Annotated in this window: 11 protein-coding genes; all 11 read right to left on the reverse strand. The window is 70.0% G+C overall.

The window, feature by feature from the left end:
* Positions 1 to 81: 81 nt before the first annotated feature.
* Positions 82 to 888 carry a 5-deoxy-glucuronate isomerase gene (gene iolB / locus KBB57_RS16140; RefSeq protein WP_290752298.1) on the reverse strand — a complete coding sequence of 269 codons (807 nt, stop codon included), beginning with the start codon at positions 886 to 888 and terminating at the stop codon, positions 82 to 84.
* The gene (iolE, locus tag KBB57_RS16145; protein WP_290752300.1) at positions 885 to 1,796 is read right to left on the reverse strand and encodes a myo-inosose-2 dehydratase; all 912 of its coding nucleotides are present in this window, start codon (positions 1,794 to 1,796) and stop codon (positions 885 to 887) included. The genes iolB and iolE overlap by 4 nt, the downstream gene beginning before the upstream one ends.
* 11 nt (positions 1,797 to 1,807) lie before the next feature.
* On the reverse strand, positions 1,808 to 3,640 hold the full coding sequence (gene iolD, locus KBB57_RS16150) for a 3D-(3,5/4)-trihydroxycyclohexane-1,2-dione acylhydrolase (decyclizing) (RefSeq protein WP_290752325.1): 1,833 nt from the start codon (positions 3,638 to 3,640) through the stop codon (positions 1,808 to 1,810).
* Between the two features lie 17 nt (positions 3,641 to 3,657).
* Positions 3,658 to 5,583 carry a 5-dehydro-2-deoxygluconokinase gene (gene iolC, locus KBB57_RS16155; RefSeq protein ID WP_290752303.1) on the reverse strand — a complete coding sequence of 642 codons (1,926 nt, stop codon included), beginning with the start codon at positions 5,581 to 5,583 and terminating at the stop codon, positions 3,658 to 3,660.
* 27 nt (positions 5,584 to 5,610) lie between these two features.
* Positions 5,611 to 6,408, reverse strand: coding sequence for a TIM barrel protein (locus KBB57_RS16160; RefSeq protein WP_290752306.1), 798 nt, complete (start codon positions 6,406 to 6,408; stop codon positions 5,611 to 5,613).
* 10 nt (positions 6,409 to 6,418) lie between these two features.
* Positions 6,419 to 7,429 carry a Gfo/Idh/MocA family oxidoreductase gene (locus tag KBB57_RS16165; protein WP_290752308.1) on the reverse strand — a complete coding sequence of 337 codons (1,011 nt, stop codon included), beginning with the start codon at positions 7,427 to 7,429 and terminating at the stop codon, positions 6,419 to 6,421.
* Positions 7,430 to 7,437: 8 nt separating this feature from the next.
* Positions 7,438 to 8,337, reverse strand: a complete 900-nt coding sequence (locus KBB57_RS16170; RefSeq protein ID WP_290752310.1) for a sugar phosphate isomerase/epimerase family protein — start codon at positions 8,335 to 8,337, stop codon at positions 7,438 to 7,440.
* Between the two features lie 35 nt (positions 8,338 to 8,372).
* Complete coding sequence (locus KBB57_RS16175; protein WP_290752312.1) at positions 8,373 to 9,200, reverse strand: ATP-binding cassette domain-containing protein; 828 nt, start codon at positions 9,198 to 9,200, stop codon at positions 8,373 to 8,375.
* Positions 9,201 to 9,212: 12 nt separating this feature from the next.
* Positions 9,213 to 10,292 carry an ABC transporter permease gene (locus tag KBB57_RS16180; RefSeq protein WP_290752315.1) on the reverse strand — a complete coding sequence of 360 codons (1,080 nt, stop codon included), beginning with the start codon at positions 10,290 to 10,292 and terminating at the stop codon, positions 9,213 to 9,215.
* 108 nt (positions 10,293 to 10,400) lie between these two features.
* The gene (locus tag KBB57_RS16185; RefSeq protein WP_290752317.1) at positions 10,401 to 11,345 is read right to left on the reverse strand and encodes a sugar ABC transporter substrate-binding protein; all 945 of its coding nucleotides are present in this window, start codon (positions 11,343 to 11,345) and stop codon (positions 10,401 to 10,403) included.
* 226 nt (positions 11,346 to 11,571) lie between these two features.
* A complete protein-coding gene (locus KBB57_RS16190; protein ID WP_290752320.1) occupies positions 11,572 to 12,600 on the reverse strand; it encodes a LacI family DNA-binding transcriptional regulator in 1,029 nt (342 codons plus the stop codon).
* Positions 12,601 to 12,810 lie beyond the last annotated feature (210 nt).

Here is a 12,810-nt window from a genome sequence, read left to right on the forward strand (position 1 = left end):
GCGGTTGAGGCGACGGCGCAGATCCGGTCCGGGGCGGCTTCGAGGTTGTGGCGCCCCGGCGGCGTCGCCCGGGGCGGGCGCTCAGGCGTCGCGCTTCATGATCCATTCGACCTCGGGGGCGGGGACGAAGCGCCAGTTGCGGCGGGGGCCGGCCATGACGTTGAGGTAGTAGAGCTCGAAGCCGTAGGGGGCGCCGCAGGGATGGTGGCCGCGGGGGACGAGGGTGACGTCGCCGTCCCTGACCGCCATCGTCTCGTCGAGGAGCCCGTCGTCGGTGTAGACGCGCTGGATGGCGAAGCCGTCCTGCGGATTCAGGCGGTGGTAGTAGGTCTCCTCGAGGTAGGTGATGCGCGGGAAGTCGTCCTCGTCGTGGCGGTGCGAGGGGTAGGACGACCAGTTGCCGGCGGGGGTGAACACCTCGGTGACGAGGAGCGCGTCGGCGACGTCCTCGGCCTCCATCGCGATGTTGTTGATGTGGCGGGTGTTCGTGCCCTTGCCGCGCCGGGTCAGGGTGATCCCGTCCGGCCCGATCCTCCGCGCCGGATGGCCGCCCTTGCCGGGGGCGGCGCAGACGGCGAGGGTGCAGTCGGTCTCGGCCGTCGCCGCCCACGCGCTGCCGTTCGGCAGGTAGAGGCTGTGCGGAGGGGTCTTCTCGAAGACGCACCGGCGCTCGCCGAGGACGCCCCAGTCCTGCCCGGCCCCGGTGATCCGCGCCTTTCCCTCGACGACGACGAGGATGACCTCGTCGCCGCCGGTCACGCCGGCGGCGACATCGCCGGGGCGGAGCCGCCAGAGCGAGAAGCCGACGTGGCGCCAGCCGGCGGAGGCGGGGGTGACCTCGTGGACCTTGCCGCGCGTTCCGAAGGGCTTGCGGAGGAGCGGGCTCATGCGGTCGCCCGCGCGGCATCGAGGCCGACCTCGCGCGCCATCGCCTTCAGCGCCTTCAGGCCCATGCTCTGGTAGGGGAAGGGCTCGCGCACGGCGCTGTCCTGCTCCGCCTCGATGACGAGCCAGCCGGAATAGCCGCGCTCGGCGGCGATCCTCAGCACCGGCTCGAAGGCGACGCAGCCCTCGGGATCGCCCGGGACGGTGAAGGCGCCGCGGCGCACGCCCTCGAGGAAGGAGAGGTTCTGCGCGCGGACCTCGCGCATGATCGCGGGGCGGACGTTCTTGGCGTGGATGTGGGTGACGCGGTCCATGTATTTCCGCGCCACCTCCTCCGGGTCGGCGCCGCCGAAGAAGGCGTGGCCGGTGTCGAGGAGGAGGCGCGTATGGGGGCCGGCCATGGCCATGAAGCGGTCGATGTCGGCGGCGGATTCGATGATGGTGCCCATGTGGTGGTGGTAGCCCATCCTCATCCCCTCGTCGGCGGCGAAGCGCGACAGCTCCTCGTAGCCCTTCGAGAATCGCTCCCACTCGGCGTCGGTCATGATCGGCCGGTCGTTGACCGCGACCTTGTCGTCGCCATGGACGGTGTTCGAGCACTCGCAGGCGTTGATGTGGTCGCCGCCGGCGGCGCGGGTGAAGTCGATCCAGGCCCTGAGCCGCGCCGTCTCGGCAGCGAGGTCGTTCGTGAGGAGGTTGGTCGAGTGCCAGCCGGCGGCGAAGCGCAGGCCGTACTCGGCGAGCCTGCGCCTGAGGGCGTCGCCCGCGTCGGGCATCTTGTGGCCCTTCTCGACGCCGTCGAAGCCGATCCGCCGGCAGTCGGAGAGGCAGTCGTCGAGGGAGAGGTGGTCGCCGAGCGTCCAGTCGTCGTCGTTCGACCAGGCGATGGGATTGGCGCCGAAGAGGATCATGGGGAGGTCCCTCAGTTGCAGACGCGCTGGAGCGGGGCGTTGGCCTCGTATCGCTCGCGCGCTTTCTCGAGGCGTTCGGGGCCGCCGGCTTGGGGGACGGCGACGTCCCACCAGCAGCCGCCGACGCCGGTTCCGGAGACGGCCTCGGTGTCGATGACGATGACGGAGGGCACGTCGCGGCCGCGGGCGGCGACGATCTTCGCCTCGAGGTCGGGGATGTCCCGCGCCTTCTCGGCATGCGCCCCCATCGAGGCGGCATGGGCCACGAAGTCGATCTCGGGCTGGGCCTCGACGGCGCTGTCCTTGTACATGTTGTTGAACTCGGCGCCGCCGCATTCCTGCTGCAGGCGGTTGATGCAGCCGTAGCCGCGGTTGTCGGTCAGCACGACGGTGAAGGGGACGCGGCGCATGACCGCCGTCGCCAGCTCGGAGTTCGCCATCATGTAGCTGCCGTCGCCGACGAAGCAGATCACCTCCCTCGACGGGTCGGCGAGCTTGATCCCCATCGCGCCGGCCACCTCGTAGCCCATGCAGGAATAGCCGTACTCCATGTGGTAGCCGCCCTTAGCCGCCTGCCAGAGCACCTGCAGCGCCCCCGGCATGGTCCCGGCGGCGCACATCGCCACGGTCTTGTCGGTGGCGATGCGCTGCACGGCGCCGATCACCTGGGCGTCGGAGGGGAGCTTGTTGGCGTCCTTCGGCGGCGCGGCGGTGACCGCGGCCACGGCGGCGTGCCAGTCGGTGCGCGCCTTGGCGTCGGCCGCCTCGAAGCGGAGGCCACCGAGGGCGGCGTCGATCCGCTCCAGCGTCACCTTCGCGTCGCCGAGGACGCCGAGCGCGCCGTGCTTCAGCGCGTCGTAGCCGGCGACGTTGATCGAGACGAGCCGGCGGTCGGGGTTGGCGAACACCGTCCACGAGCCGGTGGTGAAGTCCTGGAGGCGGGTCCCGACGCCGATGACGAGGTCGGCGCTCGCGCAGGCGTCGTTGCCGCAGGCCGAGCCCGTGACCCCGGGCGAGCCGAAGTTCATCGGGTGCTCCCAGGAGGTCGCGCCCTTGCCGGCCTGGGTCTCGACGATCGGGATGTTGCGCCGCTCGGCGAAGTCGGCGAGGAGCGCCTCGGTGCCGGAGTAGAGCACGCCGCCGCCGGCGACGATCACCGGCGCCTTCGCGGCCCGGATCGCGGCGACGACGGCCTCGACCTCGGCCGGGTCGGGCTCGGGACGGCGGATGCGCCAGACCCGGGGCTCGAAGAAGCTCTCGGGATAGTCCCAGGCCTCGGCCTGCACGTCCTGGCAGAAGGCGAGGCAGACGGGGCCGCAATCGGCCGGGTCCGTCAGGGTGCGCAGCGCCCGGGGGAGCGCGGTCAGGAGCTGCTCGGGCCGCATGATGCGGTCGAAGTAGCGGGTGACCGGGCGGAAGCAGTCGTTGGCCGAGACCGTGCCGTCGTCGAAGTCCTCGATCTGCTGCAAGACCGGGTCGGGGCGGCGGTTGGCGAAGACGTCGCCGCAGATGAGGAGCACCGGCAGGCGGTTGACGTGCGCCAGCGCCGCTGCGGTCACCATGTTGGTCGAGCCCGGGCCGATCGAGGCGGTGACGGCATGGGCGCGGCGGCGGCGCAGGGTCTTGGCGTAGGCGATGGCGGCGTGGGCCATGGTCTGCTCGTTCTGGCCGCGCCACGTCGGCAGGACGTCGCGGCAGCGGTGCAGCGCCTCGCCGACGCCGGCGACGTTGCCGTGGCCGAAGATCGCCCAGACGCCTTCGATGAACCGCTCGCCCTCTTCCGTCATCTGCACCGAGAGCCAGCGCACCATCGCCTGCGCCGCGGTCAGCCGCACCGTGCCCATCCTTCCCCCCCTGTCCTTCACGCCACCGCCTCCCGCGCCGCCGCCCGCGCCGCCGACCGCGCCTCGTCCCAGAGGGCGCAGAGCCGGGCGTAGCGCGTCGCCATCGCCGCGACCGCATCCGCGTCGCCGGTCTCGCCCTTCATCCAGGCCCGCGCCACGTCGCCGAAGATCGTCCGGCCGACGGCGAAGCCCTTCACGAGGTCGAACCCGGCCGCGGTCTCGAAGCTCGCGGCGAGCTCGGCCTCCGGCGCGTCGAGGCCGAGGACGACGATGCCGCGGGTATGGGCGTCGTGCGCCTCGATCGCGGCGATCGCGTTGGCCCAGGCGGCGCGCGAGGTCATCGGCTCGAGCTTCCACCAGTCGGGCCAGACGCCCGCCGCGTAGAACTGGCGGATCAGCGTCGCGGTCGTGTCGTCGTCGACGGGGCCGACCTTCGACGGGATGATCTCCAGCAGGAACTCGAGCCGGCTGCGGCGCGACGCCTCCCAGAGCCGCCTCACCGTCGCCTCCTGGCCGGCGCGGGTCTCGGCGTCGTCGTCGGGGTGGCAGAAGCAGAGCGCCTTGACCACGTCCTCGCGCGCCCACTCGCCGAGGCCGCCGCAGTCGAGCCCGAGCTCGGGCTCCAGCGTCAGCGGGCGGGAGCCCGGCCACTCGCAGGGCCGGCCGATCCAGAGGCCCGTGCCGGAGGCGGCGTGCAGCGCGGCGCGGCCGAGGCGGTTGTCGCAGAGGATGCCGTAGCCGGGGCGGCCGTCGGCGACCTCGAGGGCCGCCTTGAGGCACAGCTGCTTGAAGGCGCCGATCTTCGGGAGGGTGGCCCCCTCCATCTCCTCGAGCTGCATCCGGTGGTCGAAGGCGAAGACCCGCATCTCCGGCCACGCGCCGGCGCGGGTGGTCGACCAGTGGATCTGCTCGAGCGGCTGGTCGTTCCTCAGGTCCGGGCGCGCCACGCCGCGGTCGAGGAAGAAGGCGAGCTCCGCCGCCGAGGGATAGGCCGGGGTGCAGCCGTGGCGCGAGACGGCGAAGGCGCCGCAGGCGTTGGCGTATTTCAGCGCCGTCGGCCAGTCGGCGTCCTCCAGCCAGCCCTTGAGCAGGCCGGAGAAGAAGCCGTCGCCGGCCCCGAGCACGTTGAAGACCTCGATCGGGAAGCCGGGGCCGGTCTGGCCGTCGTCGAGGCTCCCCGGAATGGCGCCCTCGAAGGCGACCGCCCCCTTCGCGCCGCGCTTGCAGATCAGCGTCGCGTCGGAAACGGCGCGCACCGCGCGCAGGGCCTCGAGCGTGTCGGTGGAGCCGCCGGCGATGTGGAACTCCTCCTCGGTGCCGACGATCAGGTCGAAGCGGCGCAGGGCGGACTGGAGCTTCCGCGTCACCTCGGCGCTCTCGACGAAGCGGCTCTCGCCCTCGCCGTGGCCGGCGACGCCCCAGAGGTTCGGGCGGTAGTCGATGTCGAGCGCCGTCCGCGCCCCGTGCCGCTTCGCGAGGTCGAGCGCCTTCAGCACGGCCGCCTCGGTCCGCTTGTGGCTGAGATGGGTGCCGGTGACCACGAGCGCGCGGGCGTCGGCGAGGAGGCCCTCGTCGATGTCGGCCACGGTCAGCCCCATGTCGGCGCAGTTCTCGCGGTAGAAGATCAGCGGAAACCGCGCGTCGTCGCGGATCCCCAGCAGCACCAGCGCCGTCAGCCGCTCCGGGTCCACCTTCACCCCGCGCGTGTCCACCCCCTCGCGCCGGAGCTGCTCGACGATGAACCGCCCCATGTGCTCGTCGCCCACCCCGGTGATGACCGCGGACCTCAGCCCCAGCCGCGCCGCGCCGCAGGCGATGTTGGTCGGCGAGCCCCCGATGTACTTCGAGAAGCTCCCCATGTCCTCCAGCCGACCCCCCACCTGATCCCCGTAAAGGTCAACAGACGAACGCCCAATCGTGATAACGTCCAGCGTCTTGGTCATCTCTCTACCCTTCCAGGACGCGGCGCCTCAGGCCCGCTCCGTCAGCGCCTCGGTCACGTGCCCCATGCTCGCGCGGAGCGCGGCCTCCGGGTCGGCGAGCCCCTGCACCTCCTCGGCGAACGGCTCGAAGCTGAACGGGCCGGCGTAGCCGAGGGCGAGGAGCTCGCGGATCTGCGCGACGTTGCCGAGCCGGTCGGCATCGTCGACGAGAACCCGGTGCGCGTCGAGCATGTCCTCGACGGCCAGGCCCGGGTCGGTCACGCCCGAGATGTGGACGAGGCCGGTGCGCTCCGGGAAGAACGCCGTCTCGCCCGCGAGCGTGTGGTGGAAGGTGTCGTGCACCAGCCGGTAGACGTCGCCGCCCCCGGCCGCGTCGATCGCGGCCACCGCCTCGGCCTTGGTCCGCAGCGAGGAGATCGGGAAGCCCAGCGGCTCGACGAGACCCACGAGCCCGCGCTCGCGCAGGATCGGCGCCAGTGCGACCAGCGCCGCGACGAGGTCGGCGCGGGCGACCGGCGTCCCGTCGTTGAGCGGGCACATGACCAGCGCCTTCGCGCCGGCGTCCTTCGCGTAGTCGGCGAGCGCCGTCGCGCGCGCGGGCAGGTCGCCGGACCAGACGTTGAACGGATAGAGCGCGTTGATCGAGACGAGGGTGACGCCGGCCTTCTCCGCGGCAACCTTCACCGCCTCGGGGGCGACGCCGCCGACGACGTTCGGCGTGTCGTTGCGGACCTCGACCTCGGCGATCCCGAGCTTGCGGGCGAGGGCGAAGAACTCCGCGACGGGGAGCGACGGCGTGGTGATGTGGTTGAGCGCGAAGCGCATGGCTCTGGCCTCAGGCATAGAGCGCCGGACGCGCCGGCAGGGTGATCGGGACGATGGCGCCCGGCGTCTCCTGCGCCTTGAGGCAGGCGTCGGACGAGATCGCGGCGACGTAGCCGTCCCACGAGGTCGGGCCCGAGGCCGTGCCCTTGGCGGCGGCGTCGATGAAGTCCTGCAGCTCGACGTCGTAGCTCGCGATGAAGCGGTCCTTCCAGTCGGTCAGGATCGCGTTCTGCAGCTTCGCCTCCTTGCGCATGACGATCGCCATCGGCTCCGGCAGCCGCGCCAGCCCCTCCTCGCCGACCACCTCGCACTGGATGTCGTAGCCGTAGCGGCAGTTCACGAACACCTCGACGTCGATGCGGATGCCCTTCGCGGTCTCGAGCAGCACCACCTGCGGGTCCTTGAGGTCGCGCGGGGCGTTCGAGGTGCGGCGAGGGAAGACCACCTGCGCCGAGACGTAGTCGTCGTCGAGCAGCCAGCGCAGCACGTCGATCTCGTGGATCAGCGTGTCGTTGATCGCCATCGGCGTGGTGTAGTGGTCAGGCACCGTCGGGTTGCGGTGCGCTGCATGCACCATGAGCGGCGTGCCGATCGCGCTGTCCACGACCGCCTTCAGCATCCGGTAGCCGGCGTCGTAGCGGCGCATGAAGCCGACCTGCACCAGCCGCCGGCCGGTCGCCGCCTCGGCGTCGACGATGCGCTTGGCGCCCTCGGCGGTGGTGGCGAGCGGCTTCTCGCAGAAGCAGGGCTTGCCCGCGGCGATGGCGGCGAGAACATAGGCCTCGTGGGTCTGGCCCCACGAGCAGACGAGGACGGCGTCGACCTCGGGCGAGGCGATCAGCTCCTCGCCGGTCGCGAAGACCGTCGCGTCGGGGGCGATGTCGGCTTTCACCGCCTTCGCGCTCGCGGCGTCGACGTCCGAAAGGGCGGTGATCTTCGCCCCGGTCAGGACCTGATTGATGCGGCGAGCGTGGTCGCGGCCGATGGCCCCGGCGCCGATGAGGCCGATGCGGAGGGTCATGTCAGTCCTCACTTCCGGAACTTGTCGATGTAGCGCTGCATCTCGGCGCGCATGAAGCGGCCCGAGGCGTCGGCCCGGTCCTCCCAGGCGAAGACGCAGGCGGTCATGATGCCGTCGAACTCGATCTCGGCGAGCGTGCCGAAGAAGTCGTCCCACGGCACCTCGCCCTGGCCGATGTCGAGGTGCTGGTGGATGCGGGCCTGCGTGCCCGGCGGGTTCAGGATGTAGCGCAGGCCCGAGGAGGCGCGGTGGTTGAAGGTGTCGCCGACGTGGACGTGGGCAAGGACGTCGGCGCTCTCCCGCAGCATCGCCACGGTGTCGTCGCCGAAATAGTAGGTGTGCGGCGCGCAGTAGAGGAACCTCACCCGCCTGGAGTTGACCGTGCGGATGATGTCGAGCGCCGGCTGGATCGTCTCGCACCAGTCCTCGGGGTGGGGCTCGACGTGGAGGTTGATCCCCTCCTTCTCGAACACCGGCACGAGCTCCTCCATCGACCGCCACCAGGCGTCCTCGCAGGCCTCGATCATGCTGCCGGTGTGGCAGCAGTAGCAGCTCCCCTTGTCGGGGTGCGGGCCGCGGCCGAACTCGGAGTTCATCGTGTCGACGCCGAGCTCGACCGCGATCTCGATCGCCCGCTTCCAGTGCCGCACCGCCGCCTGCCGCTCCGTCTCGTCGTTCGAGGCCCAGCGGTACATCGGCAGGAGCGAGGCGATGCCGACGCCGGCGTCCTCGAAGGCGCGCCTCACCGCCTTGATCCGCGCCGGGTAGACGCGGGGCGCCTTGAACCATTCGAGGAAGTCGGCGCGGGGGCTGAGCTCCACCCACTCGTAGCCGAGCTCGGCCACCTTGCCGGGCAGGGCCTCGAGCGACAGGTGGCGGTGCATGAACGGGTCGAGGGCGATCTTCACCGTGGTCTCCATTGCGAAAGGGGATCTGGCGCCGCTCAGGCGACGCCGGCGTACTGCTCCTGGGTCTTGGCGCCGGTGATGTAGGCGACCACGTCCTGGCCGTCGGTCTCCTCCTTGCGGAGGTTGGCGCAGATCCGTCCGCGCCGCCACACGACGATCCGGTCGCAGAGGTCCATCACCTGCCGCATGTTGTGGCTGATGAGGATCAGGGGCTCGCCCTGCTCCTTCAGCGTGCGGATGATGTTCTCGACCTGGGCGGTCTCCTGCACCCCGAGCGCCGCGGTCGGCTCGTCCATGATGGTGAGCTTCGAGTGGAAGGTCGCGGTGCGGGCGATCGCGACGCACTGGCGCTGGCCGCCCGACATGTTCTGGATGGTGTTGTGGATGTTCGGGATCTTCACTCCGGTCTTCTGCAGCCCGGCGAGCGTCGCGTCGCGCATCCCCTTGTAGTCGAGGATCGAGAACGGCCCGAGGTTGAGGCGGATCTTCTCGCGCCCGAGGAAGAGGTTGTCGGGCACGTCGAGATGGTCGGCGAGGGCGAGGGTCTGGAACACCGTCTCGATCCCGGCCTCGCGGGCCTCGAGCGGTCCGGCGAAGTCGACGTACTCGCCGTTGAACCACACCTTGCCTCCGGTCCGCCGCTCCACGGCGGTGATCTGCCGCACGAAGGTCGACTTGCCCGCGCCGTTGTCGCCCATGATGGCGACGTGCTCGCCCTTCCGGATCTCGAAGTTGCAGTCGACGAGGGCATGGACGCCGCCGTAGTGCTTGGTCAGCCCCTCGGTCCGCAGAATGACCTCGCCGAGGGCCTTGTCGGAGTGGGGGGCGTTCTTGCCCGAGATGTTGGTCCGGATGTCGCTCATGGCTGTATCTCCTCACATCCGGGACGAGGCGCGGCGCTGGCGCCACTGGTCGAGCACGACGGCCCCGACGATGATCACGCCCTTGACCATCTCCTGATAGTAGGCGTCGAGCTTGAGGAAGGTGAACCCGGAGATGATCACCCCGAAGATCAGCGCGCCGAGCACGGTGCCGAGGATCGAGCCGCGGCCGCCGGAGAGGCTGACCCCGCCGATCACCGTCATCGCGATGGCGTCGAGCTCGTACATGGTGCCCATGCCGGCCTGCGCGGTCAGGTTCTTCGACGAGAGGACGATGGCGGCGACGGAGGCGAGGATCGCGGCGATCGCGTAGACCATCACCTTGTGCCGGTCGACCTTGATGCCCGACATCCGCGCCGCCGCCTCGTTCGAGCCGATGGCGTAGGTGTGCTTGCCGTAGACGGTGTGGCGCAGGATGAGGTGGAAGAGGATGGCCAGCGCGATGAAGATGAAGACCGGCGTCATCCCCTTGCCGATCGCGGCGTAGCTCTCGGTCGGGAAGCTGATCGGCTCGCCCTTCGACCACCACTTGGCGACGCCGCGGGCGGTGACCATCATGCCGAGCGTGGCGATGAACGGCGGGATCTTCGTCCAGGCGATCAGGCTGCCGTTGATCAGGCCGGCGACGAGGCCGCAGGCGAGGCCGACGATCACGGGCGCAAGCACCGAGAGATCCTGCCAGCCCTCGGGCAGCATCATCTTCGGGTTCGGCTGGCCGTTGACCAGCGAAACCTGGGCGAAGCTCATCGCGATCATCGCCGTGGCGCCGACCACCGAGCCGGACGAGAGGTCGATGCCGCCGAGGATGATCACCTGCGTGACGCCGATGGCGATGATGCCGATGATCGACACCTGCAGGATGATGATGTTGAGCCGCGCGGTGTTGAAGATCGAGGTGGCGTTCTCCCGCGTGTTGAACAGGAAGGAGTCGCCCATCAGCAGCCAGCCCAGCGCCTCGAAGACCGCGACGAGAAGGATCAGGGCAAAGAAGACGTTGAGCTCGGGGGGACGGTGCCGCTTCGATGCATCGAAGGTCAGGCCACCGACGCCATGCGTGGTCTGGGACTGCGCCATGTCGATTTTCCTAGAGTGCGACGCCCTCAGGGCGGGGCCTGTCCGTCGCAGGGGCGGGAGCGGGCCGGCGCGCGTCGCCGGCCCCGGGGAGGCACGCGCTTGCGCGCCTCAGTTCTTCTTCAGGAAGTCGCCCATGTTCGCCGGCGTGACGAGCTGGAAGGGGATGTAGACCTTCTGCTCGACGCTCTCGCCCTTGGCGAGCTTCAGCGCCGCGTCGAGCGCCCCCGAGCCCTGGCCGGCCGCGTCCTGGAACACGGTCACGTCGAGATCGCCCGCCTGCATCGCCTGGAGCGCGTCCTGGGTCGCGTCGACGCCGCCGACCACCACCGACTTCATGTCGATGCCCGCGGCCTTCATCGCCTGGATGGCGCCGATCGCCGACTCGTCGTTGTTGGCGATCACCCCGTCGAAGTCGGCGCCCGTCGACAGCCAGTTGGTCATCAGGTTCTGCGCGACGTCGCGCTGCCAGTTCGAGGTCTGCTTGTCGATGATGTTGACCTTCACGCCGCAGTCGGGCCCGCCGATCACGTCGAGGATGTCCTGGGTGCGCTGCTGCGCCGCCTGGTTCGAGAGCTCGCCCATGATGACGTAGACGTTCGCCTCGGTCTTGCCGGCCTCCTTGAACAGCCGGCAGGCCTCGAGGGTCTCGAGCGTCCCGGACTCGCGCTCGTCCGAGGCGACGAAGGCCTGGTTGTCGGGCAGGCTGTCGACGTTGATCGGCTGGCGGTTGACGAAGACGAGCGGGATGCCCGCGCCCTCGGCCGCGTTCGACATCGCCTGCGTCGCCGAGGTGTCGACCGGGTTCACGATGATCGCGTCGACGCCCGACGCGATGAAGTTGTTGATCTGGTCGAGCTGCTTGGCCACGTCGTTCTGCGCGTCCTCGATCTGCACGTCGACGCCGTCGAGAGTGCCCGCATACTGGATGAGCCCGTTGCGGAGCACGGTCAGGAAGTTGTCGTCGAAGAGCGCCATCGAGACGCCGACGTTCGCCGCCGAGGCGCCGCTCGCAATCGAGACGAGCACGGCGGCCGATGCCAGAAGGTTTCTCATTTTTTCCTCCGCTGAGCGCCCTCCGGGGGCGACCTGTTAATTCTCACGTCAGGGGGACGACGCAGCACGGACCCTCGGTCCGTCATCATTCCCCCGAGCCGGCTCTCGCTTCGCTGGCCCACCCGATGGTTGCCAGCATGGCTGCGCCCGGTCAATCGACTGCGAGCCGTGTTCCCCATCATTCATGCCGCAAAACGCACCATACAAATGATGTAAGTCCATCACGTCAGAGCGACTCCGGGGTCCAGAGCTCGAACGGCAGGAACCGCTGGCCAGGCGTCTCCGCCATGCCCTTCTCCACGGCGTGGATCATCAGTGGGATGAGCTCGGCGCAGAGCTGGGGAAGCGGCGTGCGGAGCACGATCTTGACCGTTCCGTCCTGGAGCGCCTCGCGCGACTCGTCGGTCAGCTCGTTGACCACGAGCATCACCTCGTTCGCCCGGCCGGACTCGCGCATCGCCGCGATCGCGCCTTCCATGCCGCCGCCCGCGCAGTAGATGCCGGAGAGGTCCGGATGCGATTCGAGCAGGGCGTGCGTGGCCTCGTAGGTGACCTGGCGCTCCTCGAGGTTCAGAATGGTCCCCAGCATCTCGATGTCCGGGGCGTATTCGCGAAACGAGCTGCGCAGCCCGGTCTCCCGCAGCTGGTGGCCGTGGAAGCGGTTGCCGCCCACGAACGTCACGACCTTGCCGGGGCGGCGCGCGATCCGGGCCATCAGCCAGCCGATCGCGCGGCCGACCTTGAGGTTGTTCAGCCCGACATAGCCTTCGCGCACGCCCTGCGCGAAATCGGACAGCAGCGAGAACGTCGGCACGCCGCGGGCGCGCAGGTCCTCGACGGCGCGCGTGACCTCGTGGTGGTCGAGCCCGGTGGCCGCGACGGCGTGAACCTTGCCCCGCATCCATCCCAGCATCTCGGCGAGCTCGGACGGGCGGGTGCTCTCCGCGAAGCGGACGGTCGCGCGCAGCCGGTGATCGGCGTGTGCCCGGAGCTGGTCCTCGATCTCGGCCGCGAAGGCCTGGTAGAAGGCGTGGCCGCCCTTCTGCAGGATGATCCCGAAATGCATCTCGGGAAGGTCCGCCAGCATCCGGCTGTGGATCGCGTTCGCGCCGTGATAGCCGATGCGCCGGGCCGCCTCATGCACCTTGCGCGCGGTCTCCTCCCGCACCTTCACGCGCCCGTTCAGGACGCGATCGACCGTGGCGACGCTGACGCCGGCTTCGCGCGAGAGGTCCGCGATCGTCGCTCGCTTCATGAAACCGGCTCGCCTCGCATGATGCGATCACCTCACGATGATGGGTCGCCATGCGCCAGCGGTCAATCCCTCAAACCACGACCCCAGGGTTCCGAACTCATGTGACAGGTGACAGGCGGGGATTTCTCTGAATCGATGCGGCGGCCCTGAATCGGAGCCGCGCATGATCCTCGCCGAGAGCCTGCCTCGGAAGTCGCGCCTGGCGGCGCT

Source organism: Amaricoccus sp., from assembly GCF_017993425.1.
In the GTDB taxonomy this organism is placed as follows: domain Bacteria; phylum Pseudomonadota; class Alphaproteobacteria; order Rhodobacterales; family Rhodobacteraceae; genus Amaricoccus.

What these genes read in the sequence shown, in the direction of transcription:
- KBB57_RS16160 (WP_290752306.1), bottom strand. Translation starts at nt 6,408, where the DNA reads ATGCGCTTCGCGCTCAACCACATCACCACGCCGTCGCTCCCCGTCGCG.
- iolC (WP_290752303.1), bottom strand. Translation starts at nt 5,583, where the DNA reads ATGACCAAGACGCTGGACGTTATCACGATTGGGCGTTCGTCTGTTGAC.
- KBB57_RS16185 (WP_290752317.1), bottom strand. Translation starts at nt 11,345, where the DNA reads ATGAGAAACCTTCTGGCATCGGCCGCCGTGCTCGTCTCGATTGCGAGC.
- iolB (WP_290752298.1), bottom strand. Translation starts at nt 888, where the DNA reads ATGAGCCCGCTCCTCCGCAAGCCCTTCGGAACGCGCGGCAAGGTCCAC.
- KBB57_RS16165 (WP_290752308.1), bottom strand. Translation starts at nt 7,429, where the DNA reads ATGACCCTCCGCATCGGCCTCATCGGCGCCGGGGCCATCGGCCGCGAC.
- KBB57_RS16180 (WP_290752315.1), bottom strand. Translation starts at nt 10,292, where the DNA reads ATGGCGCAGTCCCAGACCACGCATGGCGTCGGTGGCCTGACCTTCGAT.
- iolE (WP_290752300.1), bottom strand. Translation starts at nt 1,796, where the DNA reads ATGATCCTCTTCGGCGCCAATCCCATCGCCTGGTCGAACGACGACGAC.
- KBB57_RS16175 (WP_290752312.1), bottom strand. Translation starts at nt 9,200, where the DNA reads ATGAGCGACATCCGGACCAACATCTCGGGCAAGAACGCCCCCCACTCC.
- iolD (WP_290752325.1), bottom strand. Translation starts at nt 3,640, where the DNA reads ATGGGCACGGTGCGGCTGACCGCGGCGCAGGCGATGGTGCGCTGGCTC.
- KBB57_RS16190 (WP_290752320.1), bottom strand. Translation starts at nt 12,600, where the DNA reads ATGAAGCGAGCGACGATCGCGGACCTCTCGCGCGAAGCCGGCGTCAGC.